The 24,886-nt window shown below is 72.2% G+C and carries 27 protein-coding genes; 16 read left to right on the top strand and 11 right to left on the bottom strand.

Annotated features, from left to right (window positions below; translation table 11 throughout):
* Window positions 1–92 precede the first annotated feature (92 nt).
* A complete protein-coding gene (locus AB0J76_RS15205; protein ID WP_352327449.1) occupies window positions 93–359 on the top strand; it encodes a helix-turn-helix transcriptional regulator in 267 nt (88 codons plus the stop codon).
* Between the two features lie 20 nt (window positions 360–379).
* Here the strand turns inward: AB0J76_RS15205 and AB0J76_RS15200 are convergent, their stop codons facing one another.
* Entirely contained in the window at window positions 380–1,159 is a 780-nt protein-coding gene (locus tag AB0J76_RS15200; RefSeq protein WP_352327448.1) for a hypothetical protein, read from the bottom strand.
* A gap of 145 nt (window positions 1,160–1,304) precedes the next feature.
* On the opposite strand from AB0J76_RS15200, the gene arfB reads away from it, so the two are divergent.
* On the top strand, window positions 1,305–1,715 hold the full coding sequence (gene arfB, locus AB0J76_RS15195; protein ID WP_352327447.1) for an alternative ribosome rescue aminoacyl-tRNA hydrolase ArfB: 411 nt from the start codon (window positions 1,305–1,307) through the stop codon (window positions 1,713–1,715).
* A gap of 12 nt (window positions 1,716–1,727) precedes the next feature.
* On the opposite strand, the gene AB0J76_RS15190 is transcribed toward arfB, so the two are convergent.
* The 5 genes from AB0J76_RS15190 to AB0J76_RS15170 all read right to left on the bottom strand — a co-directional run bounded on the left by AB0J76_RS15190 (window position 1,728) and on the right by AB0J76_RS15170 (window position 6,478).
* Window positions 1,728–2,261 carry an NAD(P)H-dependent oxidoreductase gene (locus tag AB0J76_RS15190; RefSeq protein ID WP_352327446.1) on the bottom strand — a complete coding sequence of 178 codons (534 nt, stop codon included), beginning with the start codon at window positions 2,259–2,261 and terminating at the stop codon, window positions 1,728–1,730.
* Window positions 2,262–2,357: 96 nt separating this feature from the next.
* On the bottom strand, window positions 2,358–4,325 hold the full coding sequence (locus tag AB0J76_RS15185; protein WP_352327445.1) for an AarF/UbiB family protein: 1,968 nt from the start codon (window positions 4,323–4,325) through the stop codon (window positions 2,358–2,360).
* A 57-nt stretch (window positions 4,326–4,382) separates the two neighbouring features.
* The gene (locus tag AB0J76_RS15180) at window positions 4,383–5,306 is read right to left on the bottom strand and encodes an acyl-ACP desaturase (protein WP_352327444.1); all 924 of its coding nucleotides are present in this window, start codon (window positions 5,304–5,306) and stop codon (window positions 4,383–4,385) included.
* An 85-nt stretch (window positions 5,307–5,391) separates the two neighbouring features.
* Window positions 5,392–5,574: a hypothetical protein gene (locus tag AB0J76_RS15175; protein WP_352327443.1), complete on the bottom strand. Its 183-nt coding sequence runs from the start codon at window positions 5,572–5,574 to the stop codon at window positions 5,392–5,394.
* Between the two features lie 163 nt (window positions 5,575–5,737).
* The gene (locus tag AB0J76_RS15170) at window positions 5,738–6,478 is read right to left on the bottom strand and encodes an HAD-IIA family hydrolase (protein ID WP_352327453.1); all 741 of its coding nucleotides are present in this window, start codon (window positions 6,476–6,478) and stop codon (window positions 5,738–5,740) included.
* Window positions 6,479–6,578: 100 nt separating this feature from the next.
* Between AB0J76_RS15170 and AB0J76_RS15165 the strand changes: the two genes are divergently transcribed.
* From AB0J76_RS15165 to AB0J76_RS15130, 8 genes are all read left to right on the top strand, one after another.
* On the top strand, window positions 6,579–7,772 hold the full coding sequence (locus AB0J76_RS15165; RefSeq protein WP_352327442.1) for a M20 family metallopeptidase: 1,194 nt from the start codon (window positions 6,579–6,581) through the stop codon (window positions 7,770–7,772).
* On the top strand, window positions 7,772–8,737 hold the full coding sequence (locus AB0J76_RS15160; RefSeq protein WP_352327441.1) for a zinc-dependent alcohol dehydrogenase family protein: 966 nt from the start codon (window positions 7,772–7,774) through the stop codon (window positions 8,735–8,737). The genes AB0J76_RS15165 and AB0J76_RS15160 overlap by 1 nt, the downstream gene beginning before the upstream one ends.
* 170 nt (window positions 8,738–8,907) lie before the next feature.
* Complete coding sequence (locus AB0J76_RS15155; protein ID WP_364389676.1) at window positions 8,908–10,740, top strand: ABC transporter substrate-binding protein; 1,833 nt, start codon at window positions 8,908–8,910, stop codon at window positions 10,738–10,740.
* A gap of 3 nt (window positions 10,741–10,743) precedes the next feature.
* Entirely contained in the window at window positions 10,744–11,751 is a 1,008-nt protein-coding gene (locus tag AB0J76_RS15150) for an ABC transporter permease (protein ID WP_352328224.1), read from the top strand.
* The gene (locus tag AB0J76_RS15145) at window positions 11,748–12,653 is read left to right on the top strand and encodes an ABC transporter permease (RefSeq protein WP_352328223.1); all 906 of its coding nucleotides are present in this window, start codon (window positions 11,748–11,750) and stop codon (window positions 12,651–12,653) included. Before AB0J76_RS15150 ends, AB0J76_RS15145 begins: the two co-directional genes overlap by 4 nt.
* A gap of 3 nt (window positions 12,654–12,656) precedes the next feature.
* A complete protein-coding gene (locus AB0J76_RS15140) occupies window positions 12,657–13,643 on the top strand; it encodes an ABC transporter ATP-binding protein (RefSeq protein ID WP_352328222.1) in 987 nt (328 codons plus the stop codon).
* Window positions 13,640–14,650 (top strand): ABC transporter ATP-binding protein, encoded by a 1,011-nt coding sequence (locus tag AB0J76_RS15135; protein ID WP_352328221.1) that lies wholly within the window; start codon window positions 13,640–13,642, stop codon window positions 14,648–14,650. Before AB0J76_RS15140 ends, AB0J76_RS15135 begins: the two co-directional genes overlap by 4 nt.
* Window positions 14,650–15,504 carry a GNAT family N-acetyltransferase gene (locus tag AB0J76_RS15130; protein WP_352328220.1) on the top strand — a complete coding sequence of 285 codons (855 nt, stop codon included), beginning with the start codon at window positions 14,650–14,652 and terminating at the stop codon, window positions 15,502–15,504. The genes AB0J76_RS15135 and AB0J76_RS15130 overlap by 1 nt, the downstream gene beginning before the upstream one ends.
* A gap of 2 nt (window positions 15,505–15,506) precedes the next feature.
* On the opposite strand, the gene AB0J76_RS15125 is transcribed toward AB0J76_RS15130, so the two are convergent.
* Window positions 15,507–16,619, bottom strand: a complete 1,113-nt coding sequence (locus AB0J76_RS15125; protein WP_352328219.1) for a DUF1343 domain-containing protein — start codon at window positions 16,617–16,619, stop codon at window positions 15,507–15,509.
* Window positions 16,620–16,676: 57 nt separating this feature from the next.
* Here AB0J76_RS15125 and murQ point away from each other — a divergent pair, with 57 nt between their 5' ends.
* Genes murQ through AB0J76_RS15110 form a run of 3 tightly spaced genes read left to right on the top strand, consistent with a single transcriptional unit; the run spans window position 16,677 to window position 19,161 of the window.
* Entirely contained in the window at window positions 16,677–17,576 is a 900-nt protein-coding gene (gene murQ / locus AB0J76_RS15120) for an N-acetylmuramic acid 6-phosphate etherase (RefSeq protein WP_352328218.1), read from the top strand.
* A gap of 57 nt (window positions 17,577–17,633) precedes the next feature.
* Window positions 17,634–18,779 carry a serine hydrolase domain-containing protein gene (locus tag AB0J76_RS15115; protein WP_352328217.1) on the top strand — a complete coding sequence of 382 codons (1,146 nt, stop codon included), beginning with the start codon at window positions 17,634–17,636 and terminating at the stop codon, window positions 18,777–18,779.
* 4 nt (window positions 18,780–18,783) lie between these two features.
* Window positions 18,784–19,161 (top strand): VOC family protein, encoded by a 378-nt coding sequence (locus tag AB0J76_RS15110; protein ID WP_352328216.1) that lies wholly within the window; start codon window positions 18,784–18,786, stop codon window positions 19,159–19,161.
* Here the strand turns inward: AB0J76_RS15110 and AB0J76_RS15105 are convergent.
* The gene (locus tag AB0J76_RS15105) at window positions 19,158–20,054 is read right to left on the bottom strand and encodes a TIGR03619 family F420-dependent LLM class oxidoreductase (RefSeq protein ID WP_364389671.1); all 897 of its coding nucleotides are present in this window, start codon (window positions 20,052–20,054) and stop codon (window positions 19,158–19,160) included. The two genes, AB0J76_RS15110 and AB0J76_RS15105, sit on opposite strands and share 4 nt — an antisense overlap.
* A 147-nt stretch (window positions 20,055–20,201) precedes the next feature.
* Between AB0J76_RS15105 and AB0J76_RS15100 the strand changes: the two genes are divergently transcribed.
* The gene (locus tag AB0J76_RS15100; RefSeq protein ID WP_352331431.1) at window positions 20,202–20,441 is read left to right on the top strand and encodes a hypothetical protein; all 240 of its coding nucleotides are present in this window, start codon (window positions 20,202–20,204) and stop codon (window positions 20,439–20,441) included.
* 76 nt (window positions 20,442–20,517) lie between these two features.
* Here the strand turns inward: AB0J76_RS15100 and AB0J76_RS15095 are convergent, their stop codons facing one another.
* On the bottom strand, window positions 20,518–20,832 hold the full coding sequence (locus AB0J76_RS15095; protein WP_352331433.1) for a hypothetical protein: 315 nt from the start codon (window positions 20,830–20,832) through the stop codon (window positions 20,518–20,520).
* A 40-nt stretch (window positions 20,833–20,872) separates the two neighbouring features.
* On the opposite strand from AB0J76_RS15095, the gene AB0J76_RS15090 reads away from it, so the two are divergent.
* Entirely contained in the window at window positions 20,873–21,727 is an 855-nt protein-coding gene (locus tag AB0J76_RS15090) for a phosphotransferase (RefSeq protein WP_364389668.1), read from the top strand.
* A gap of 59 nt (window positions 21,728–21,786) precedes the next feature.
* Window positions 21,787–22,044 carry a zf-TFIIB domain-containing protein gene (locus AB0J76_RS15085; RefSeq protein ID WP_352331027.1) on the top strand — a complete coding sequence of 86 codons (258 nt, stop codon included), beginning with the start codon at window positions 21,787–21,789 and terminating at the stop codon, window positions 22,042–22,044.
* A 72-nt stretch (window positions 22,045–22,116) separates the two neighbouring features.
* Here the strand turns inward: AB0J76_RS15085 and AB0J76_RS15080 are convergent, their stop codons facing one another.
* Together AB0J76_RS15080 and AB0J76_RS15075 are read right to left on the bottom strand one after the other, a co-directional pair.
* Entirely contained in the window at window positions 22,117–23,118 is a 1,002-nt protein-coding gene (locus AB0J76_RS15080) for a hypothetical protein (protein ID WP_352331029.1), read from the bottom strand.
* Between the two features lie 37 nt (window positions 23,119–23,155).
* Window positions 23,156–24,802: an ABC-F family ATP-binding cassette domain-containing protein gene (locus AB0J76_RS15075; protein WP_364389666.1), complete on the bottom strand. Its 1,647-nt coding sequence runs from the start codon at window positions 24,800–24,802 to the stop codon at window positions 23,156–23,158.
* Window positions 24,803–24,886: the final 84 nt, after the last annotated feature.

The raw sequence follows: 24,886 nt of genomic DNA, 5'->3' as shown, positions 1-24,886 counted from the left end.
GTCAAGAGCCGCAGAGGTTTAGGCTTGCCTAAAGGTTTAGGTAGAGCTAAAGTGGAGTCACGAGGACGGACAGCGTCGAGAGCGAGACCGACATGGCCTTTCGCCGGAACCCCCGTGACGAGGTGGGCGGTCTCGCCCAAGAGGTCGTCGACGAGATCACGTGGTACATGCGGGAACACAAGATCACCCGCGCCGATCTGGCCGCGTCGCTGGGCGTCTCGCCCGGCCGGGTGAGTCAGATACTCTCCGGCGACGAGAACCTGACGCTGCGCACGCTCGGCGCGGTCGTCGACGCGCTGGGCGCCCGCCTGGAGCTCACGCTCGGCGACGCCGAGGGCTCCCCCACCGCCCTGACCTGAGCGCCGGCCGTCATTCCCGGTCAGCGGGCGCGGGCGATGTGCTCGCCGCCGCGGGCCCGTGACGGCGGCACGTACCCCGGCAGCGAGCGGTAGCCGGCCCGGTAGGCCGCGGCCAGCAGGCGCAGCACGTCGTTCTCCGCGTCGTGCCGCAGCACGCCGTGCAGCCGGTTGAGGTTGCCGAGGTAGCGCTCGTACCTGGGGATCCTGGTGTGGCGGGAGAGGGTGAGCGCGGTGGCCACCTTCGAGCGGGCGGCGCCGTCCTCGATCAGGGCGGCCACGTCCAGCCGGCGTTCGACGGCGTCCAGGCGGGCGTGCACCCGTTCGCGCCGCCGGTCGTCGGCCGACAGCCGTTCGCGGATGCGCTCGTGGTAGCGGGCCGCGGCCAGGCTCAGCTCGTAGACATTCCAGGACGGGTCCACCCGCTTCTCGCACCAGACGCGCTCGTCCTCGGCCATCGCCTGGTCGAGCCGGGCCAGCAGCGACACCAGCCAGAACGTGGCCGCCTCCCGGGCCAGCGAGCGCCGCTCGTCCTGCCTGGCGCGCATCTGGCCGAGCCACAGTCCGCTCGGCGCGGCCGCGCCCAGGACGGTGGCCAGCGAGTCGCTCAGCAGCGCGTGCCCGGCCAGCGCGGCGCCGGCGGACAGGCCGCCGGTGAGCAGGCTGATGGCGACCGCGAGCCGCCGCCCGGCGGGTCCGAAGGGCCGCCCCTTCCCCTGGCACCTCAGCAGCAGGAAGACGACGGCGGAGACCACGGCGAGCCCAACGGTCAGCGCCGCCTGCGCGACCCACTTCGGGTCCATGGAATTTGCCCTTCCCGCGAAATGTTCTCTCCATATTCGCAGCGAGGGCAGTGATTGAAAATGCCGTTGCGGACGGCATATGTCGCTCATATACGGTGACACTCATCTGAGCAAGACGCTTTCCCCCGGAACAGGAGCTCCCGCCATGCCCGGCCCGCTGGTCGTGAACGACTCGATCGTCATCCCCGACGCCGAGCTCGTCTGGCGTTTCTCCCGTTCCTCAGGTCCGGGCGGCCAGGGCGTCAACACCACCGACAGCCGGGTGGAGCTGATCTTCGACGTGGCCGCGAGCACGGCGATCCCGCCCGCGCTCAAGGCCCGCGCGCTCGACCGGCTGGGCGCCGCCACGATCACCGTCGTGGCCTCGGAGTACCGGTCCCAGCTGCGCAACAGGGAGGCCGCCGGTCACCGGCTGGCCCAGCGCGTCCGGGAGGCCGTCGCGCCGCCGCCCAAGCGCCGCCGCCCGACCAAGCCCAGCCGGGGCGCCGTCGAGCGGCGCATCGCGGGCAAGAAGCACCGTTCCGACGTCAAGCGCCTGCGCCGCGACCCCCACTGAGCCGGCTCAGGATCACAGCGAGAACGCCGGTTCCCTGACGCCCGCCGGGCAGAGCTGCCCGATCACCGCGCGCACCTGGCCGCGCAGCACGGGGTCGGTGAGGTGGCCGTCGTCGTCGAAGTGCGGGCAGGCCGGCGAGATGACCAGCTCGGCGCCCATCACGACCGCGTCCGCGCCCTGGAGCTGCTTGTAGAGCTCCGCCTGCGCCCACATCGCGCCGCACGCCCGCGCGCTGGCGCTCATCACCGCCACGTGCTTGCCGGACAGCACGTCGCCGGCCGAGAGCCATTCCAGCGTGTACGTCAGCTCCGGCGGCAGCAGGCTGTGCTCGGGAGCCGTCAGCAGCACCGCGTCGGCCCCGGCGACCAGCCCGAGCAGTTCCCTGGCCGCCACCGGCACCTTGCCCGGCTGGTACGGCGGGACGTCGCCCATCCCCGTCCAGATCTCGAACCGTACGCCTTCCGGCAGTTCGCCGCCCGCTGCGTCCAGCAATCTGTTGATGAAAGACCCCGCGTGGAGACTGGCGGCGATCCCGATGATTTTCACCTACTGCTCCCCAGGCGTTCCGGTGTCACCTGGAAACTTCCCGATGCCTCGGATGTCCAAGACCAGCCCGAGGTCAAAAGCAGCTCAGTCTTCGCCTCAGCGCCGGTGACGCTCCTGGTCAGGCGGGCGCCGGAAGATCAGCGCGAGCACCCGGAGCACCATGATCGAGGCGATCACCAGCAGGTTGTAGCCGAGGAGCTGGTACAGGCTCGTCGTGCCGACCACGACGGGCCCGCCCTCGATGCCGAGCAGCAGCACGGCCATGAGCCCGGCCGTGGCGCCGAGCACGGTGAGCAGCACCTGGTGGACCAGCCCGGTGACGTAGCGGCGGTCGCGGTCGTCGGCCAGCAGCCGGACGTTCAGGCTGAACCTGCCGTGCTCGGCGGCGCTGGCGATGCGCTCGACCCGGCGCGGCAGGCGGCGCAGCATCGGCAGCAGCGCGGCCAGCTCCTGCCCCACGGCCTCCTTGACGGACTCGGGCCCGGCCCGCTCGGCCAGGTAGCGCCCGGCGAACGCGCGGGCCTCGCCGATCAGGTTGAAGCCGGGCGACAGCCGCACCAGCGTGCCCTCCAGCGTGGCCAGGGCCCGGAACACGGCGGCCACCTCGGGCGGGACGGACAGCCCGTACGCTGAGACGATCTTGAACAGGTCGGTGAACATCTGCACGCTGTCCATGCCGGGCCCGAGGTGCCTGGCCATGAACTGGCCGAGCGCCCGCTCCAGCGCCGCCTCGTCGATCTCCTCCGGCCGCGGGACGACCTCCAGCAGCGCGTCGGTGACGCCGAGCGGGTCCTGCCGGTTCATCGCGAGCAGGAAACGCTGCAGGGCCGAGCGAACGGAGCCGTCCAGGCGGCCGACCGAGCCGAAGTCGAGCAGGCCGAGCGTGCCGTCGTCGAGCAGCATGAGGTTGCCCGGGTGGGGGTCGGCGTGGAAGACGCCCTCGACGAGGATCTGCCGGAGCAGGCAGTCGAGCAGGTCGCGGGCCAGCGCGGGCCCCTGCCCGGGGGCGGCCGCGGTGACCGGCCCGCCCGACAGACGCCGCATGACCAGCACCTGCTCGGTGCAGAGGGCGGGGAACGGCTCGGGGTAGGTGACGCCGCCGCTGCCGGAGGCGGCCACGGCGGCCATGTTGGCGGCCTCGACGCGGAAGTCCAGCTCCTCGCGGATGGCGACGGCGAACCCCTCGGCCAGGTCGCGCAGCCCCAGCGAACGCCCCCACCGGGTCCTGGACTCCAGCGTGGCGGCCAGCCGGCGGACGATGTCGAGGTCCTGGGCCACCACGCCCTCGATGCCCGGCCTGCGCACCTTGACCACGACGTCCTCGCCGGTGTGCAGGCGGGCGGTGTGGGCCTGGCCGATGGAGGCGGCGGCCAGCGGCGTCCGGTCGAAGGCGGCGAACACCTCCTCGACCGGCCCGCCCAGCTCGGCGGCGAGCACCGGCTCGATGCGCTCCCACGGCGCGGGGGCGACGTGGTCCTGCAGGCGGCCCAGTTCGTCGATGAACTCGGCCGGCAGCAGGTCGCGCCGGGTGGACAGCACCTGACCGAGCTTGACGAAAGTGACGCCGCCGTCGTCGAGCGCCTGGCGCAGCGACCTGGCCAGGCGTACCTTGCCCGACCTGTCCTCCAGGCTCTCGCCGCGGCCCCGCAGGTAGGGGCCGAGGCCGTGCCGGAAGGCGATCCTGGTGATTTGCGAGTAGCGCCGGGCCCGGCGGATCCGGCCGCGCAGCGAGCGCAGCACCTCCAGCGGCCCCGGCACCGAGCCCGGCGGGACCAGCGCCTCGGCCAGCACCAGGATCACCATGGGGATGAGCACCATGCACATGGCGATCAGGAGCAGCAGCCCGAGCGCGCCCGCGTCGGGCGTGGTCTGGGGGTCGACCGGCCCGAACGAGGCGATCACCGGCGTCAGCATCGGCTGGGCCAGGCCCCAGGCCACCATCGCGGCCAGGAAGGTGCGTAACGCGCCGAACCTGACCCCGAGCAGGCGTTGGGCCGCCGTCGCCAGCAGCAGGATCATCACCAGGATGGCGAGCGAGACGAACAGCGTGCCCAGGAGCTCCATGAGGAGGGATCATGCCACGGCCGCGCGGACGGCCGTGCGGACGGCGTCGGCCCGGCGTCAGCCCCTGGCGGCGGCGCGGGCGCGGCGCTCGTCGCGGCGCTCGACGAACCGGGCGGCCGTGACCTCGGTCTTGGCCAGGAACGCCGACAGCTCCTCGCGGGCCTGCTCGCCCTCGGCGTCGAGCCCGGTCTTGTCGAAGACCGCCCACTGGCGCAGCACCGGCATGAGCACGTCGTCGAGGTGCAGGCGCAGGTCGTAGATGCCCTCGTGGGCGATGATCATGGCCTTGCGGGCGAAGCCCTCCATGCCCGTGCCGGGCATCTGGAAGGTGGTGACGACGTCGGTCACCGCGCGCATGGTCTGGTTGGGGTCGAGCTCGAAGGCCGCCTTGAGCAGGTTGCGGTAGAAGAGCATGTGCAGGTTCTCGTCGGCGGCGATGCGGGCGAGCAGGCGCTCGCAGCCCTCGTCGCCGGAGGCCCGGCCGGTGTTGCGGTGGGAGATGCGGGTGGCCAGCTCCTGGAAGGAGACGTAGGCGAGCTGCTGGAGCATGGTGTTGTACTCGGTGACGAAGCCCTGCTCCATGTGGTGCATGCGGGCCCGCTCCAGCGCGACCGGGTCGACCGCGCGGGTGACGGTGAGGTAGTCGCGCAGGGCGGTGCCGTGGCGGTCCTCCTCGGCGGTCCAGCGGTGGACCCAGGTGCCCCACGCGCCGTCACGGCCGAACGTGGTGGCGATCTCGTGGTGGTAGCTGGGCAGGTTGTCCTCGGTGAGCAGGTTGACGATCAGCGAGATGCGGGCGGCCTCGGGAATCTTGGAGTCGCCCTCCTGCCAGGCCTGGCCGCCGTAGATGCCGTCGAAGTCACGTCCTTCGCTCCACGGGATGTACTCGTGCGGGAACCACTCCTTGGCCGTCGCGTTGTGGCGATCGAGCTCCACGCCCACGACGGGTTCGAGCTCGTGCAGCAGTTCCGTCTGAGACATCGCCATAAAGATCTTCTCCTTCAGGTTACGGGACCGTAGGTTAGGCTACCCGAAGGCCATGTGATGCGGTGTCGACCTCGTTGTCCTAAATGCCGGCGCGTTGCAGCAGCCGGTCCAGTTTGATGTTGAGGTCGAGGATCTCCGAGCGCAGCGAGTTGAACTCCTCGGCCATCGCCGTCCTGACGAACCGCAGCTCCTCGGTCACCTCGACGCGCAGCGTCGCCAGCTCCGCCGCCGGCCCCTGCTCCCCCGGATCCTCACGCCACACGGCTGCCTCCTCGCATTCGGTAAGTCACCTTCCGCAACCAAGGATCGCAGCCGAACGCGGCCCGCGCCGCCGGACGGCGGCCGCCGGGAGTGGTTTTCTTCTCCCGGGCCACGATCCTTCGCGCCCCGGAAGAAGACTTGTCATCCCGGGCGGGTCGCCGGGCTCAGATCAGGTCGACGAGGTCGGCGACCGACTCGACGACCAGGGACGGGCGGTAGGGGAAGCGGTCGACCTGGTCGCGCTGGGTGACGCCGGTCAGCACCAGGATCGTGAACAGCCCCGCCTCCATGCCGGAGACGATGTCGGTGTCCATGCGGTCGCCGATCATGGCGGTGGTCTCGCTGTGGCCCTCGATGGCGTTGAGCGCGCTGCGCATCATGCGGGGGTTGGGCTTGCCCACGAAGTACGGCTCGACGCCGGTGGCCTTGGTGATCATCGCGGCCACCGCGCCGCAGGCCGGCAGCGAGCCCTCGGTGGAGGGGCCGATCGGGTCGGGGTTGGTGGCGATGAAGCGGGCGCCGGCCTCGATGAGCCGGATCGCGCGGGTGATCTGGGTGAAGCTGTAGGTGCGGGTCTCGCCGAGCACGACGTAGTCGGGGTCGAGGTCGGTCAGGACGTAGCCGACCTCGTGCAGGGCCGTGGTCAGGCCGGCCTCGCCGATCACGTACGCCGAGCCGCCGGGGCGCTGGTCCTCCAGGAACTGGGCGGTGGCCAGGGCGGAGGTCCAGATGGACTCGGCGGGCACGTCGAGCCCGGCGCCGGCCAGGCGCACCGACAGGTCGCGCTGGGTGTAGATGGAGTTGTTGGTCAGGACCCGGAACTTCTTGTCGGACTCCTTGAGCCGCTTGATGAATTCGTCCGCACCGGGGATCGGCCGCCCCTCGTGGACGAGGACGCCGTCCATGTCGGACAACCAGGAGTCGATCCGCTTACGCTGAGTCACCCGTTCATGGTATCGAGCGTGCCTTGTCGACTTCTCGCCGCACACGTGAACAATGTTCATCATGTCGTTCACCGAATCCGCCCTGGACATGCGGGACGAGCTCGTCCAGCTCCGCCGCTCCCTGCACACCACCCCCGAGCTCGGCCTGCAACTGCCGAGGACGCAGGAGAAGGTGCTGGCCGCGCTCGACGGGCTCCCCCTGGAGATCACCACCGGCAAGACGCTCAGCTCGGTCACCGCGGTGCTGCGCGGCGGCCGTCCCGGCCCCGCGGTGCTGCTGCGCGGCGACATGGACGCCCTGCCGGTGAGCGAGCGCAACGACCTGCCCTACATCTCCCAGCATCCCGGCCAGATGCACGCCTGCGGCCACGACCTGCACACCGCCATGCTGGTCGGCGCGGCCCACCTGCTCAGCGCGCGGCGCGCGGACGTCGCCGGTGACGTGATCTTCATGTTCCAGCCGGGCGAGGAGGGGCACGACGGCGCCAAGCACATGATCGGCGAGGGCGTGCTCGACGCGGCCGGCGCCCGGCCGGTGGCGGCGTACGGGATGCACGTGGTGTCGGCGATGCTGCCGCCGGGGTTGTTCGCCTCGCGGGGCGGCCCGATGATGGCCGCGGCCGACGTGTTCTGCGTGACGGTGAAGGGCACCGGCGGGCACGGGTCGAGCCCCCACCGCGCCAAGGACCCGATCGCCGCCGGCTGCGAGATGGTGACGGCGTTGCAGACGATGGTGACCCGCACGTTCGACGTGTTCGACCCCGTGGTGATCACCGTGGGCACCTTCCACGGCGGCTCGGCCGACAACGTGATCCCCGACGAGGCGCGTTTCGAGGCGACCGTGCGCACGTTCAGCAAGGAGCACCGGACGCTGGTCAAGCGGCGTCTGGTGGAGGTGGTCGAGGGCATCGCGGCCGCGCACGGGCTCTCGGTCGAGACGTCGTTCGGCATGGGCTACCCGGTGACGGTCAACGACCAGGGCGAGGCGGGGTTCGTCTCGGCGACCGCCGACGAGCTGTTCGGGCCGGGCCGCTACTTCGTGGCGCCGCAGCCGGTCATGGGGTCGGAGGACTTCTCGTACGTGCTGGAGGAGGTGCCGGGCGCGTTCGTCTTCCTGGGGGCCTGCCCGCCCGACCGCGACCCGGCCACGGCGCCCTACAACCACTCGCCGGACGCCGTCTTCGACGACTCCGTGCTGCCCGACGGCGCCGCGCTGTACGCCTCGCTGGCCTACGAGCGCCTGTCGAGGGCGTGATGCGCGCCTGGGTGGTGGACCGGCCGGGGCCGATGGCGACCGGCCCGCTCGTGCGGGTGGAGCGGGACGTCCCCGAGCCGGGCCCCGGCGAGGTGCTGGTCCGGGTGGAGGCGTGCGGCGTGTGCCGGACCGACCTGCACCTGGCCGAGGGCGACCTCGCGCCGCGGCGGCCGCGGACCACCCCCGGGCACCAGGTGGTGGGCCGGGTCGAGGGCTCCGGCGAGCGGGTGGGGGTGGCCTGGCTGCGCTCGACGTGCGGCCGGTGCCGCTACTGCCTGCGCGGCACGGAGAACCTCTGCCCGGACTCCGCCTACACCGGCTGGGACGCCGACGGCGGCTACGCCGAGTACGTCGCGGCCCCCGCCGACTATGTCTATCCCCTGCCGGCCGACGTGCCGGCCGAGCGGCTGGCGCCGCTGCTGTGCGCGGGCATCATCGGCTACCGGGCGCTGGCCCGCTGCGACCTGCCGCCGGGCGGCCGGCTCGGCATCTACGGCTTCGGCTCCTCGGCCCATCTCACCGCGCAGGCGGCCGTCGCGCAGGGCGCCACGGTGCACGCGGTGACCAGGTCGGACGCCTCCAGGCGGCTGGCGCTGGAGCTGGGCGCGGCCTCGGCGGGCGACCGGCCGCCCGAGCCGCTGGACGCGGCGATCCTGTTCGCGCCGGTCGGCGACCTGGTGCCGCCCGCGCTGGAGGCGCTCGACCGCGGCGGGACGCTGGCGATCGCCGGCATCCACCTGACCGACGTGCCCGCGCTGAACTACGAGCGGCACCTGTTCCAGGAGCGCACGCTGCGCAGCGTGACCGCCAACACCAGGGCCGACGGCCGGGCCTACCTGGAGCTGGCGCTGGCCCATCCGCCTCGGGTGGCGACCACGCTCTACCCGCTGGAGGAGGCCGGCCGGGCGCTGGCCGATCTGGCCGCCGACCGCGTCAGCGGCGCCGCCGTGCTGGTCGTGGACTGAAGCCCCGCTCCGTCGCACGATGGAGATTGGCGCCACGGCGGACCTCTATGAAGGAAAGTTACATTACACTCACAACATCTGGAGATTATTGACGCTGCCTGCTGGCGACCGTAGGGTCCGGTCAATTCCCTACAGATCCTCAACAGGTCCGACATCCCCCGGAGCGGCAGATGAAGCGACTGGCAGCGGTAGTGGCGTTGCTGGGCCTCGCCACCGCCACAGCGGCGTGCAGCGGTGGTACTAACAACAAGTCCGGCGGCTCGAGCGGTGGTGGTGGCGGGCTCTTCACCACGATCGACGTCAACAGGCCGGGCCTGGAGGCCACGGCCCCGGCCAACCCGTACAACCCGAAGGGCAACTCCTTCCCCGGCTACACGGCGATGAAGCTGGGCTGGGTCAAGAACCACCTGACCGACCCCAACCAGGCCCTCCCCGGCATCGCGGCGAGCTGGGAGATCGCGCCGGACAACTCGGCGATCACCCTGAAGCTCCAGCCGAACGCCAAGTGGTCCGACGGCAAGCCGGTCACCGCCGAGGACGTCAAGATGTCCATCGGCATCGCCTACACCCAGGGCAGCACGGCGTTCTCCATCACGCCGGGCGCCGCGGGCGCGGCGGCGGACGTGACCGTGGTCGACGACCACACCCTCAAGATCACCCAGGACATGGCGAACCCGAGCCCCAAGTTCGCCCGCGGCGTGCTCGACACGTTCGTCCTGCCCTCCCACGTGTGGAGCAGCGTGCTCCCCGCGGACTTCTGGGACCAGCTCAAGGCCTCCAGGGGCGAGGGCGCCGCGGCCGACAAGGCCCGCGAGACCATCACCGGCCTGGGCGAGAAGGTGCTCACCTTCGCCCCGCCGAAGGACACCTCGGCCGGCCCGTTCGTGCTGGAGCGGGTGAACCCGTCCGAGGCGCTGCTGGTCAAGAACAAGTACTTCTACAACGCCGCGAACGTGGCGCCGGCGCAGGTGAAGTTCCTCAACTACACCGGCAACGAGCAGATCTGGAACTACCTCACCGCGGGCAAGCTCGACCACGCCGGCTTCACCGCCGCGCCGTCCGACGTGATGAACCGGATCAAGGCGGCCGCCGGCAACGAGGTCATCAAGGGCTACTCGCCGGTCGCGGTGAGCATGGCCTTCAACCAGTCCAAGAAGCCGTACGACAACGTGCACGTGCGCCGCGGCCTGGCCTACCTGATCAACCGCGAGGAGGTCACCAAGGTCGCCTCGCCCGAGGGCGGCACGGCGGCGGTCACCACCAGCGGCATCCACCAGAAGGCCGCGCAGGCGTGGATCCCCGACGAGCTGCCCAAGCTGGAGCCGTACGCGCCCGACGTGGCCAAGGCCGAGGCGGAGTTCAAGGAGGCCGGCCTCACCAAGAAGGACGGCAAGTGGACGCTGGCCGACGGCTCGGCGTGGAAGGTCTCCATGCACGCGCCCTCCGGCTTCTCCGACTGGCTGTCGGCGCAGGAGAACATCAAGAGCCAGCTCGTCAAGGCCGGCGTCGACGCCGAGGTCGTCACGACCGCCGACTACCCCCTCTACCTGGAGGAGCTGGCGGCCGGCAAGTACGACGTGGGCTTCTGGCTGATGGCGCTCGGCCCCGCGCCGTACGACATCTACCAGCGCCTGTACGGCGCCTCCAACGGCTGGACCAACGTCGCGGGCAAGGTCAAGCACTCCGAGCCCGGCAAGGCCGGCAACTGGATGGGCGGCCCCGAGGAGATCGAGGTCGACGGCGCCAAGATCAACCCCGGTGAGCTGACCGGCAAGCTGAACTCGGCCACCGAGGAGCAGGCCAAGCCGATCATGGCCCAGCTCGCCAAGGCCGCCAACCAGGACCTCCCGGTCATCCAGCTCTGGGACTACGTCAACACCCAGTTCGTCAACAACAGCCGCTTCACCGGCTGGCCGCACGACGACGAGATCCTGCGCATGGGCGCCGGCGTCCTGCCCTCGGGCGTCTGGATCCAGCTCGGCATGATCAAGGCGAAGTCGTAGTTCATGGCGCTCATCGCACGACGACTCGCGGGCCACCTGGCCCGCGGGTTCGTCATGATCCTCGTAGTCGCGACGATCAGCTTCTTCATCATCAACAACATCCCCGGCGACCCGATGGCCGCCCGCTACGAGAAGCTGGTCGAGCAGGGCATGTCGCCCGAGGCCGCCGCGCAGGCCGTCAAGGTCCTGTACGGGTTCCTGCCCGACGGCACGCTGTGGCAGCAGTACACCGACTACATGTCCGGCCTGCTCCACCTCGACCTCGGCATGTCGGTCAGCCGGCCCGGCACCTCCGTGGTCGACGTGCTCACCGACGCGGCCAAGTGGACCGTTCTACCGGTGCTGGCCGGCACGCTGCTGAGCTTCCTCGTCGGGATCCTGCTCGGCGTGTACGCCGCCATCAAGCGCACCGGCAAGCTGGGCGACGCCCTGGCCATCTCCGGCTCGCTGCTGCACGGCATCCCGCAGTACGTGCTGGCGATGCTGCTCGTGGTGATCTTCGCGACGCTGCTCCCGATCCTGCCGGCCGACGGCTCGGTGGACATCCTGTTCGAGCCCGGCTTCAACGCCGGCTACATCGGCTCGCTGGTCGAGCACGCGGTGCTGCCGGTGGCCACGTACGCGCTGTCGGCCTACGGCGGCTGGATCCTGGCGATGAAGTCGAGCGTGGTCACCGTGCTGGGCGACGACTTCATCCTGGCCGCCGAGCTGCGCGGCATGAAGCGCTCGATCGTGTTCCGCTACATCGCGCGCAACGCGATCCTGCCGCTGTTCACCATGCTCGCCCTGTCGCTGGGCCTGCTGCTGGGCGGCGCGGTGTTCATCGAGAAGATCTTCAACTACCCGGGGCTCGGCTGGCTGCTGATCAGCGGCGTCCAGGACCGCGACTACGGCCTGATGGGCGGGGCGTTCCTGCTGATCACGGTCGGCACGATCATCGCCAACATCGTCGCGGACCTGTTCTACACGGTCATCGACCCGCGGGTGCGCAGCGGAGAGGAGGGCTCGTGAGCGCCACGCTCATCCCTGAGGCCGCGCCGGCCGCCTCGGCCATGCGCCGCAACTTCTGGAACGGCGTCTGGCGGGTGATGAAGCGCAAGCCCAGCCGCATGGCCGGGGTCGTCATCATCGCCGGCTTCATCGTCATGGCGGTGCTCGGGCCGATGTTGCTGCCCGAGCACCTGCCGGGCAACGCGGGCGCGATCACCCAGCCGCCGAGCTGGGACCACTGGTTCGGCACCGACCCGCAGGGCCGGGACGTGACCGCGCTGGTCATCAAGGGCTCGCGTTACGTCCTGCTCACCGCCCTGGTCACCGCGCTCATCACGGTCGTCGCCGGCACCGCGATCGGCCTGTTCTCCGGCTTCAAGCGGGGCCGCTGGGACACCGTGCTCATGCGGCTGACCGACATGAAGCTCACCATCCCCGGCCTGCCGCTGCTGCTGGTGCTGGCGACCGTGTGGAAGTTCGGCAACCCCTTCCAGATGGGCCTGGTGCTCGGCCTGCTCGGCTGGGGCGGCGTGGCGCGGGCGGTGCGCGCGCAGACGCTGTCGCTGCGCGAGCGCGGGTTCATCGAGGCCGCCCGCGGGCTCGGGCTGTCCACCACGCACATCATCGGCAAGGAGCTGCTGCCGAGCATGGCGCCCTACATCGCGATGAACATGCTCATCGCGGTCACCGGCGCGGTCTACTCGCAGGTGGGCCTGTTCTTCCTGGGCGTTCTGCCGTACGAGTCGGACAACTGGGGTGTGATGCTCAACCTCGCCGTGTTCCAGGCGGGCGCGATGATCACGCCGAACGCGCTGGGCTACCTGCTGGCGCCGCTGCTGGCGATCCTGCTGCTCACGCTCGGCATCGTGCTCGTGGTGGACGCCATGGACGAGATCTTCAACCCCCGGCTGCGCGAGGAGTAGCAAGTGGCCGAACAAGCGCCGGGAGTGCGCATCGACGGCCTGACGGTCGTCTACAAGACCCCCGCGGGCGAACTGCCCGCCGTCCGGGACGTCACGCTGACGCTGGAGCCGGGCACCATCACCGGCATCGTCGGCGAGTCCGGCTCGGGCAAGTCCACGCTGGCGCTGTCGCTGCTCAACGCGGTGCAGCCGCCGGGCAGGATCGCCGCGGGCAGCGTCGAGATCGACGGTCTCGGCGACGTGACCGGGTTCGCCGGCGAGGAGCTGCGCAAGGCCCGCGGCCGGCACATCGGGTACGTCTTCCAGGCCGCCCAGAACTCGCTCAACCCGCTCAAGACGGTCGGCAAGCAGCTCCTCGACCTGGGCCGTTCGCACGGCGTGGAGGACCTGCGCGGCCTGGTCCGCGAGGCCAAGGAGCTGCTGGGCCGGATGGGCCTGGACGGCGCGCGCGTGCTCGACTCGCACCAGCACGAGCTGTCCGGCGGCATGCGCCAGCGGGTCGGCATCATGCTGGCGCTGGTGCTCAACGCCCACCTGGTGGTGCTCGACGAGCCGACGACCGCCCTGGACATGATCACCCAGGCGAACATCCTGAAGATCGTCCGCGAGGTGCACGCCGAGCGCGGGCTGACCACGCTGGTCATCACGCACGACATCGGCGTCGTGGCCGAGGTCGCCGACCGCCTGGTCGTCATGTACGGCGGCCGCCTGGTCGAGCAGGGCCCCACCCGCGAGGTGCTCGGCTCCCCCAGCCACCCCTACACCCGGGGCCTGATCAGGGCCATCCCCCGGCTCGTGGGCGACATCGCCGGGGCCCAGGCGCTGCCCGGCCGGCCGCCGACGCTGGCCACGGTGCCGAAGGAGGGCTGCGTGTTCAGGGAGCGCTGCGCGCTGCGCATGGACGTGTGCGACACCGTCGACCCGCTGGCCGTGGCGCATGGATCGAGGATCGTGGCCTGCCACGCCGTGACCGTGAAGGAGCACGCGTGATCACCGGGACCGGCATCGTCAAGACGTACAAGCAGCGCGGCAACGTGCTGGCCGGGCGGGAGGTGCGGGCGCTGCGCGGGGTGGACTTCGCCATCCCCAAGGGCGGCGCGGCCTCCTTCATCGGCGAGTCCGGCTGCGGCAAGACCACGCTGGGCCGGATCATCGCCGGGCTGGAGACCTACGACGAGGGCGAGATCGTCATCGGCGACGTGTCCATGTCGGGGCTCAAGCAGAAGAAGCGCCAGCCGTACTTCCGCAAGATCCAGATGATCCACCAGGACCCGTACTCGGCGCTCAACCCCACCCGGACCATCCACCAGACGCTCTACGCGCCGCTCAGCCTGCGGGCCGGGCAGACCGGGCGGTCGAAGGAGTGGATCGAGGAGCGGGCCGCCGAGGTGCTGTCGATGGTGGGCCTCGACCCGGGCTCGGTGCTGGGGCGCTACCCGCACCAGCTCTCGGGCGGCATGCGGCAGCGGGTGGTCATCGCCCGCGCGCTGACCGTCGACCCGGAGATGCTGGTCGCCGACGAGGCCGTCTCGATGATCGACGTCTCGCTCCGGCTGGGCATCCTCGCGCTGCTGAAGGACCTGCGCGAGCGGCTGGGCGTGAGCGTGCTGTTCATCACCCACGACGTGGCCACCGCCCGCTACATCGGCGACGACGGCGAGCTCTACGTCATCTACCGCGGCCAGGTCGTCGAGCGCGGCCCGGTGGACACGGTCATCGCCGACCCGGTGCACCCGTACACGCAGTCGCTGCTGTCGGCCATCCCCGTGCTGCACGGCCTGGAGGAGCCCGGCGCGCAGCCGGTGACGCCGCTGGAGTCGCTGGACGAGAGCAAGGCCGACGAGGGCTGCCTGTTCGCCCGCCGCTGCCCCTTCCGCGGCGAGCGGTGCGCGGGCGAGCGGCCGTTGCTGCAGATCACCGAGGGCGTGCCGCAGCAGCACGCGTGCTTCTACCCCGAGCGGCGCGACGTGATCGCGCGCCCGATGAGCGAGGTGTGATGTCGCCCACCGTCCGCGGCGCGGACCTGGCCGAGGCCGCCCGGGTGGCCGCCGCCGCGCTGACGCTGGACGCGCCCGAGGCCCCCGACCTGGTCCGGCGCCTGGCCGAGCCGCCCGCCGAGCGCCGCTGGACGGCGCTGGCGACCGACGGCGGGGTGGTGATGACGTCGGTCTCCTCCAAGGACCCCGAGGTCGGGCACCTGGACCTGCTGGCCGTGCACCCCTCGGTCCAGGGCCGCGGGCACGGGCGGGCGCTGGTGCGGGCGGCCGAGGAGTGGCTGCGGGGGCACGGCGTGCGGCAGGCGCGTTTCGCCGGGAACCCGCCCTGCTACGCCTGGCCCGGCATCGACGTGCGGTACACCGCCGCCGCCTGCCTGGCCGAGAGCCTGGGCTACGAGCGTTACCACGTCGCCTGGAACATGACCGCCGACCTGCGGGCCGACCTGTCCGTCGAGGACGACCTGGCGCGGCTGGAGCAGGCGGGGGTCACGGTGCGGGCGGCGGGCGCCGACCGCTCGGCCGTGGCCGCGTTCGTCGAGGAGCACTGGAACGAGCGGTGGGCCTGGGAGGCGGCCAACGCGACCGGCCTGCACTACGCCGAGCGCGACGGGCAGGTCCTGGCCTTCGCCGCCTGGGGGGCGCGGCCGGCCTGGTTCGGCCCGATGGGCACCGCGCCGGACGCCCGCGGGCTGGGCCTCGGCGGGGTGCTGCTGCGCCGCTGCCTGGCCGAGCAGCGGGCCGCCGGTCAGGAGAACGCCGAGATCGGATGGGTGGGGCCGTTGCGGTTCTACTCGCGCGCCGTGGGCGCGCGAGCCGAACGCGTCTTCTGGCTCTACCGGCGCGATCTGGCCTGATGTCAGCTGTAGAGCAGATGTCCTTCTGGACGGCCGGGCGGCGGGCACAGCTCGCGCGGGTCGTCCCCGGCCTCCAGGCAGCGCGTGAGCGTGTCGGAGCCCCACAGCAGGTCGAGGAACAGGTCATCGCCCTTCCAGACCAGGTCGTCCGGGTAGAGGACGCGGGCCGTGTGCAGCATCGACAACCCGGTCAGCACCGGCCGGAAGGCCCGCGGGTCGTGCACGTGCAGCTGCACCCCGCGGACGGGGACGCCCGCGTGCTTGTGGAACGTCGGGGTGAACCAGGTGTCCCTGAACCGCACGCCGGGCAGCTCCAGCCCGTTCAGGGCGGCCGCGTAACGCTCGTCCGCGTACGGCGCCCCGACCAGCTCGAACGGCCGGGTGGTGCCGCGGCCCTCGGAGAAGTTGGTGCCCTCGAACAGCCCGGTGCCCGGGTAGACCAGCGCGGTGTCGGGGGTCGGCATGTTGACCGAGGGCATCACCCAGGGCAGGCCGGTCTGCGCCCAGCTCATGTCCCGCCGCCAGCCCTCCATCGTCACCACCCGCAGGTCGGCGTCGAAGCCGAACAGCGCCGCCAGCTCCCCCGCGGTCCTGCCGTGGCGCACGGGCAGCGGGAAGCGGCCCACGAAGCTGGCGAACGCCGGGTCCAGCAGGGGGCCCTCCTCGACGGTCCCGCCCAGCGGGTTGGGCCGGTCCAGCACCACGAACGACAGGCCCAGGCGGGCAGCCGAGGCCAGCAGGTCGTACATGGTCCACACGAAGGTGTAGAAGCGGGCGCCCACGTCGGCGATGTCGAAGACCAGCGTGTCCACGCCGGAGGCGGCGACCACGCGGTCGAGGTCGTCGCCCGACAGCTCGTGGGTGTCGTAGACCGGCAGTCCCGTCGTGGGGTCCACCGCGTCGCGCTCGCTCGATCCCGCCTGGGCCGTGCCGCGCAGGCCGTGCTCGGGGCCGAACAGCGCGGTCAGGGGCAGGCCCGCGGCCAGCAGGGCGTCGGTCGTGGGGGTCAGGTCGGGCAGGACGCCGGTGGGATTGGTGATCAGGCCGAGACGGGCGCCGCCGGCCAGCGCGGGGTCCGCGGCCAGCCGTTCGGCTCCGGTGCGTACGTGTGACATGGATCCATTCTCTGAAAGATATTTACAACTGAGAAGTAAAGGGTGGAAATTAGCGTCATGATTGATCCGCTGCCCGAGCTGTCCACCGAGCAGAGCGATCCCCGCTACAGCCAGATCGACCGGCTGCCGACGGAGCAGATCGCCCGACTGATGAACCAGGCCGACGCCGAGGTGCCCGTGGCCGTGGCCGCGGCCGTGCCGGCGATCTCGGCGGCCATCGACGCGATCGCCGCCCGGATGGCCGAGGGAGGCAGGCTGCTGTACGTCGGCGCCGGCACCTCGGGACGGCTGGCCGTGCTCGACGCCAGCGAGTGCCCGCCGACGTTCGGCACCGACCCCTCGCTGGTGCAGGGCGTCATCGCGGGCGGGCCGGAGGCGCTGACCCGGTCCATCGAGGGCGCGGAGGACGACGCCGAGGCGGGCGCGGCGGCCATGAAGGACCTGCAGGTGGGCGCGCTCGACTCGGTGGTGGGCGTGTCGGCCAGCGGGCGGGCCCCGTTCGTGCTGGGCGCGCTGGCCGAGGCCGCCGGCCGGGGGGCGCTGACCGCGGCGCTGTCGTGCAACACGGGCGCGCCGCTGTCGGCCGCCGCCGAGCACGCGATCGAGGTCGTGGTGGGGCCCGAGGTGGTGGCGGGCTCGACCAGGCTGAAGGCAGGCACGGCGCAGAAGCTCGTGCTGAACATGATCTCGACGATCTCCATGGTCCGGCTGGGCCGGACCTACGGCAACAAGATGATCGAGATGTCGGCCATGAACAGCAAGCTCGCCTCCCGCGCGCTGCGCATGGTGAGCGAGATCACCGGGGCCGACGCCGCGACGGCGGGCGCGGCGCTGGAGGCGGCCGGTGGGCAGGCGAAGACGGCCGTGGTGATGATCCAGCACGGCCTGGACCCGGACGCGGCCCGCGCGCTGCTGGAGTCGCACGGAGAGCGGCTCAGCGACGCGCTCAGCGGCTGACGTACCGGACGGGACGCCCCGGGGGACCGTCGGGGGCTTGACGAGGGGGGAACGGGGATGTCGGACCGGCTGGAGCGCCTGCTGGCCGCCGCGGTGCCGCAGGTGTGCCCGGCGGCGGTCGCGCTGATCGCCGCGCACGGCACGGTGACCGCCGCCGCGGCGGTGGGCGAACTGGTCAGGTACATCGACGCCGTGCCGGGCGGCACCCAGGACGGCGACTCCGACGGCGACTCCGACGGCGTGCCGGGCGGCGTGCCGGGCGCCGGGTCCGGCGGCCCGGGAACCCTCGCCGCCGAGCGGCCCCCCGCGCGCCGGGACTCGGTGTTCGACCTGGCCTCGGTCAGCAAGCTGTGCACCACGTCGGTGGTGCTCTCGCTCACCGAGGAGGGCCTGCTGGACCTGGACGAGCCGGTCCGGGCGTGGATCCCTGGGGCCGACCCGCGGATCACGCTGCGCCGCCTGCTCACCCACACGGCGGGCCTGACGCCGACCCGCCGGATCGATCTGGAGCTCCCGCAGGCCGGGCCGGAGGAGCGCATGGCCGCGATGCTCACCACGCCGGTCACCGGCCCGGTCGGCGGCCCCTACCTCTACAGCGACGTCGGCATGGTGATGGCCGGCCGGATCGCCGAGCTGGCCGGGTCCGCCCCGCTCGACGTCCTGGTCCGCGCCCGGATCACGGACGTGCTCGGCCTCGCCGGCACCGGCTACCGCCCGGTCGGCGGCGGCGGCGGACGGGCCGAGCGCGTCGCCGCGACCGAGTTCAAGCCGGAACGCCCCGGCCCCGGCTGCGTGCGCGGCGAGGTGCACGACGAGACGGCCCACGCCCTGGGCGGGGTGGCCGGGCACGCGGGCCTGTTCGCCCCGGCGGACGACCTGCTGGCCTTCGGGGAGGCCCTGCGGCTGGGCGGGGGCGCGATGCTGAGCCCGTCGAGCGTGGCCGAGATGACCCGCGACCAGGGGGTGGAGGGGGCGGCGTTCCGGCACGGGCTCGGCGTGCGGATCGGCGACCCCGGCATCGTGGGCCCGCTGAGCGGCGCCTACGGCCACTCCGGGTTCACCGGGACGTCGCTGGTGGTCGATCCGGCGCGCGGGCTGACCGTGGTGCTGCTGACCAACGCCGTCCATCCGGTGCGCGGGCGGCCGGGGATGCGCGAGCTGCGGTGCGCGGTGGCCGCCGAGGCGCTGCGGCACGTAGCGTGAACGCATGCCCGTGCAGCTGAACCACACCATCGTCGCCGCCACCGACCGGGACGCCACGGCCGCCTTCCTGGTCGACGTCCTCGGCCTGGAGCCCGCGCCGGTCTACGGCCCGTTCCGGGTCGTGACGCTGGCCAACGACGTCTCGCTCGACGTGATGCAGGCCGACGGCGAGGTGACGCCGCAGCACTACGCCTTCCTCGTCGGTGAGGAGGAGTTCGACCAGATCTGGGGGCGGATCAGGAGCCGCGGCCTGACGTTCTGGGCCGATCCGGGGCACACCAGGCCCGGCACGATCAACACCCACGACGGCGGCCGCGGCCTCTACTGGTCGGGCCCCGACGGGCACAACCTGGAGATCATCACGGTCCCCTACGGCGGTTAGGGCGCCAGCGCCTCCAGGGCCTCCTCGGCCCGGCGCATCGCCTCCCCCGCGTCGGCGGTGACGATCTCCTTGTCGAAGTTGAGGTCGTGGAAGACGTCCGTGACGCCCGCGGCGGCCAGGGCGGCGACGTCCTGCCTGATCTGCTCGTACGTGCCGGTCAGCGGCCGGCGGGCGTCCTCGGCGCCGGCCGGCCGCACCTGCGTGACGCCGCGGCAGACGTAGCGGAACGAGGCCGCGTCGCGCCCGGCGGCGGCGATCGCCTCCTTGATCAGAGCGATCCGGCCCTCGACCGCCGACAGGTCCTCCCTGCTGGAGCTGATCCAGCCGTCGGCCAGCCGGCCGGCCCGGCGCAGCGCGACCTCGGCGGTGCCGCCCAGCAGGATCTGCGGCGGCCCCGGCGCCGGTTTGGGGTCCATGTGGGCGGCCGGCACCCGGTAGAACTCGCCGTCGTGCTCGACGACGTCGTCCGTCCATGCCTTGCGCAGCAGCTCGACGAACTCCTCGCCCCTGCGCCCGCGCCGCTCCATGCCGACGCCGGCGGCCTCGAACTCCTCCGGCACCCAGCCGAGCCCGATGCCGGCGCTGACCCGGCCGCCGGAGAGGGTCTGCAGGGTGGCGAGCTGCTTGGCCAGCACGACGGGCTGCACGTAGGCGTTGACCACGGCCACGCCCAGCCGGATCGTCCCGGTGATGCCGGACAGGTGCGCCAGCGTGACCAGCGGGTCGTGGACGCCGCGGTAGGTCGGCCCCATGGGATGCCCGACGGGGTACAGCAGCCGCTGGAACGTCCACAACTCGTGGTAGCCGAGCTCCTCGGCCCGCGCGGCGACGCGGCGCATGTTCTCCGGTGTGGCCCAGGGCCCTGACTGGGGTACGGCGAAACCGATTCTCATGGTCCCAGTCTGGCCGACCGGGGTTCGCGATCTCCAACCACACGAAAGGTACAAGATCGACAAAAAGGGCATCTTTTTGATCAAGAAGCGCTACCGTGGAAATGATCAACACGGCGCGTCCGCGCCGCCCACGAGGAAGGACGATGCATGCGACAGAAGTCCGCACGGCTCGGCGTGGCCCTGGCCATGGCCGGGGCCCTCGCCGTCGGCACCCTCTCCGTCGCCGCCCCGGCCGGCGCTTCGGCCACGAGCTGGACTCCGTACCAGGCGTACCGCACCCTGCAGAACTGCGTGTCGGCGGGCACCACCCTGCTCGTCACGAAGGGATACAAGGAGTACGAGTGCCGCTGGGACAGCCCGTACTACATGCTCTGGCTGCGGAAGTAGGGGCGGCGGGCGCGGTCAGGCTCGGCAGCGCCTGACGGCGGCCCTCACCGAGGGGGCGGGTGGCTTCATCGTCATGTCACCCGTGCCCCCGCTCCCGCCGCGCACGGGCCCGCGCCCGCTCCAGCGAGGTCGCCCGCGCCAACGCCGCCCGCGCCCGCTCGATCTCCTCCTGGCCCGGACCGTCCGCCGCCTCGGGCTCGACCGCCCACCGCGCCGGCTCGCGGGCGGCCTCCTGGTCCACGGGCCTCCCCCGGCGCGCCGCCGGACGCCGCTCCCGGCGACGCCGGGCGGCCTCCTGATCATGCTCGCGCAACGCCTGGGCGGCCCGCGGCGAGCTCGCCCTCAGCCACTCGCGCGCCAGCGCCGCCCACTCCCTTGCTTCCGCCATCACGACGGCATTTACCCCCAACACTGCCCAATACTCTGTACGAGTGGGTCTAGAGGAGGAGCTTGCGGGCATCGCCGCAGCGTACGGCGGCACGGGCGAACCCGTGCGACACCAGACACGCACCGACGTGGTCGTGTTACGGATGGGCGAGGTGGTGGTCAAGGCCCACTCCGCCCGCGACGAGGTGGAGCCGCTGCGCGCCCGCCTCAGGGCCGCCGCCGCGGCCGCGGTCAACGGCGTGCTGCTGGCCCCGCTGGAGGCCGAGGTGCTGACGGCGGCGGGCCGCGCGGTCAGCGTCTGGCCGGCCGGCCGCCCGGTCCCCCACGACGATCCGGGGTCCGCTCCCTGGGAGGAGGGCGCGCGGCTGCTGGCCCGGCTGCACGCCGTCCCCCTGACGGTGGTGCCGCCGATGCCGCCCGCCGGAGGCCCGGCGCGGGCCGCCCGCGCGGTGTCCAGGATGAGCGGCGACGGCCCGGTCGAGCAGCTCGTCCGGCACGCGTTCAAGGAGCTGCCCGAGCCGGCCCCGGTGCCGGGCCTGCTCACCCACGGCGACTGGCACCTGGGCCAGCTGGTCTGCCGCGACCGGTGGCTGCTCATCGACGTCGACGACCTGGGCGTCGGCGACCCGGCCTGGGACCTGGCGCGACCGGCCGCCTGGTACGCGGCGGGCCTGCTGGAGCCGGCCGTCTGGGAGCGGTTCCTCGGCGCCTACCTGGCCTCCGGCGGCCCCGCGCTCGGCCAGGGCGACGATCCCTGGCAGCGGCTCGACCTGCCGGCCCGGGCGCTGACCGTGCAACTGGCCGCCGTGGCCGTGCTCAACGCCGAGCGCGAGAACCGGGAACTCGACGAGGTGGAGCACGCGTTAATCGAATCGTGCAGCAGAATCGTCCGAGCGTGACGGGGGCCGCACGCGGTAGGTTTCAGCCTGAGACCCCGGATCCAAGGAGAGCGACTTAGATGCAGTGCCCGAAGTGCCGCGGCAACATGCGGACATATGAGCGCAACGGCGTCCACATCGAGCAGTGCGACAACTGCCGTGGGATCTTCCTCGACTATGGCGAGCTGGAGACCCTGACCCGCATGGAGTCGCAGTACCACGCCGCTCCGCCGCCGCCCCCCGCCCCCGGGCCGGCCTGGGGAGCTCCCCACCACGGCGGTCACCACTACGGCCACCACCGCCAGCGCAGCTGGGTGGGCATGCTGTTCTCGACCTGATCGCCCCGGCAGCCGGAAAAGGGCCGCGCGTCCGCGCGGCCCTTTTGCGTGTGCGGGCCCGGGCCTGGAGGGTCAGCTCGGGAAGTCGTCGGGGTTGACGGGCGCGGTGCGGGCGTTGCCGCCGGAGATGGCGTGCAGGGTGACCCGCCAGTCGTGCCAGAGGATCTGGGTGGCGGTGACCGTGGTCTTGAACTTCACCGACTTCTGGAACCGCTCGAAGCTGCACTGGCGGCTGAAGGACCGGCTCTTGCCGTCCCAGTCCACGCCGTGGGTGAAGTAGATCTTGTACGTGCCGTCGGGCACGCCCCTGACCTTGAACTTGGCCCTCTTGCGCACGTACACGCTGAACGTCTTGCCGCCGCCCCTGACCGCCGTGACGACGGCGTCGCGGCTGCCGCCGTTGTCGACCTCCAGGGAGCTGCGGCCGCCGAGGGAGGTCCGGCGGATGAACGCGCCGTTCTTCAGCCGCCTGTTCTGCTTGCCGCCGGCCTTGACCGTGACGACGTCGGCCGGGTAGTCGCCGGCGCTCTGCAGGGCCTCGCCCGCCTTGTTCAGGGCGGTGAGCTTGGTGTTCAGGTCGCTCAGCACGGCCGAGGAGGTGCACAGCTCGCGGCTGCCGACCTTGCCCGCGGTGGAGCCGAGCTCGGCGGCGACGTCGCGCAGGCTGGTGACGTACGCGTCGTGCTGGGCGCGGATCTCGGCGGGCGGCGCGATCGCGGACAGGGCGTCGGCGGCGCCGCTCAGCGCCTGCTCGGCCTTGTCCACGCGCTGGTTGAGCGCCTGGACCCCGCGCGCGCCGGCCAGCCCGCTGATCGCGCCGGTCATCGCCTTGTGCCTGCTGTCGAGCTCGCCCTTGTACGCCTCCGGCGTCAGGGCGCTGACGGCGGGGCTGGAGCCGGACGTGGGGTCCCCGCCGGGGTCGCCACCGGGATCGCCGCTGAAGGCTCCGCCCTTGCCGTCCGCCACGCCGCTGACCTTCGGCTCACCGCCGGTCAGCGGTGGCGGGGAGGAGCAGGCGGCGAGCGTCACCGTCGCCAGGGCGAGAACGCAGGAGATCAACCGGGGTGAAGCCACCTGCCCCACTATTGCCCGGTTGATCCCCAGACGTCAATTACGATTCGGCCAGTCCCTCGTCGCGATCCTGTCGCAGCCACCGGGTGATGCCCAGCGTCTCCAGGAACGGCACGTCATGGCTGGCCACGACGAGCGCGCCCCGGTAGGCCGCCAGCGCCTGGGAGAGCTGGCGGACGCTGGACAGGTCCAGGTTGTTCGTCGGCTCGTCCAGCAGGAGCAGCTGCGGCGGCGGATCGGCCGACAGCAGCGCGGCCAGGGCGGCGCGGAACCGCTCGCCGCCCGACAGCGTGCCCACGGGCTGGTCGGCCCGCGAGCCCCGGAACAGGAAGCGGGCCAGCCGCGCCCGCACGTCGTTGACCGAGGCGGCCGGCGCCACGGCCCGGACGTTGTCCACGACGCTCAGCGCGTCGTCGAGCACGTCCAGCCGCTGCGGCAGGTACCCCACCGGGACGTGCGCGCCGTGCTCGACGATCCTGCGCAGCAGGGTCGTCTTGCCCGACCCGTTGGGCCCGAGCAGCGCGATGCGTTCCGGGCCCCGGACGACCAGCCGGTCGAGCGCCTTGAGCCCGTCCCGGCCGGGCGCGCCATCAGGCCGGTCTGGCCGGTCTGGGCGGTCTGGACGGTCTGGACGGTCTGGACGGTCTGCACGGTCGAGCGGCAGTGTCAGGAGGGTCCGGCCGGCCGGGACGGCGGTGCCGGGCAGCTCGACGCGGATCTCGGCGTCGTCGCGCACGGCCAGCTCGGCCTCGGTCAGCCTGTCCCTGGCCTCGGCCAGGCGCTCCTCGTGCAGCGCGCGGTGCTTGCCCGCCGACACCTGGGCCTTCATCTTCAGCCCGCCGGCGACGATCTTGGGCACCTTCTTGTTCTCGAACGCCTTCCGCGCGTTGCGGCCGCGCCGGTCCAGCTTGGTCCTGGCCTCGATCAGCTCGCGCCGCTGCCGACGCACCTCGCCCTCGGCGGTCCTGACCGTGCGCTCGGCCGCCTCCTGCTCGGCGGCGACCTGCCGCTCGTAGTCGCTCAGGTTGCCGCCGTGCAGGCGCACGGCGGCGTCGCGGAGCTCGGCGATCTGGTCCACGAGGCCGAGCAGCGCCCGGTCGTGGCTGACCACGACCAGCACACCCGGGTACGCCGAGACCGCGGCGTGGAGCCGCCGCCGGGCGTCCAGGTCGAGGTTGTTGGTGGGCTCGTCGAGCAGCAGCACGGCGGGGCGCTTGAGGAGCTGCGCGGCCAGCGCGACCATGACGGCCTCGCCGCCCGACAGCGTCGCGACCGTGCGGTCGAGCCCGACGTGGCCGAGCCCGAGCCGGTCGAGCTCGGCCCGCGCGCGTTCCTCGACGTCCCAGTCGTCCCCGATGGCGGTGAAGTGCTCCTCGGCGACGTCGCCGTTCTCGACGGCGTGCAGCGCGGCCCGCTTCCCGCTGATCTCCAGCAGGTCGGACACCGTGCGGCTGCCCGCCAGCGGCACGTTCTGCGGCAGGTACCCCACCTCGCCGGTGACCGAGACCGAGCCCGACCCCGGGGTCAGCTCCCCGGCGATGATCCTGAGCAGGGTGGACTTGCCCGACCCGTTCGCCCCGATGAGCCCGGTACGCCCGGCGGGGAAGGCGGCGTCGAGACCGTCGAGCACCATGGTCCCGTCGGGCCAGGCGAAGGACACGTGATCGACGACAATGGAAAAAGACATCAGGCGGCTCCCATCACAAAAATCGAAATTTCGTGACTTGGCGGGAACACCGCTGCGCGCGCGACAACCGGACAGCCTGAGCTG

Source organism: Nonomuraea sp. NPDC049624 (genome assembly GCF_040675255.1).
Classification (GTDB): Bacteria; Actinomycetota; Actinomycetes; order Streptosporangiales; family Streptosporangiaceae; genus Nonomuraea.
Note: the sequence above shows the minus strand (reverse complement) of the source record. Positions and strands in the feature narration are given on the sequence as shown.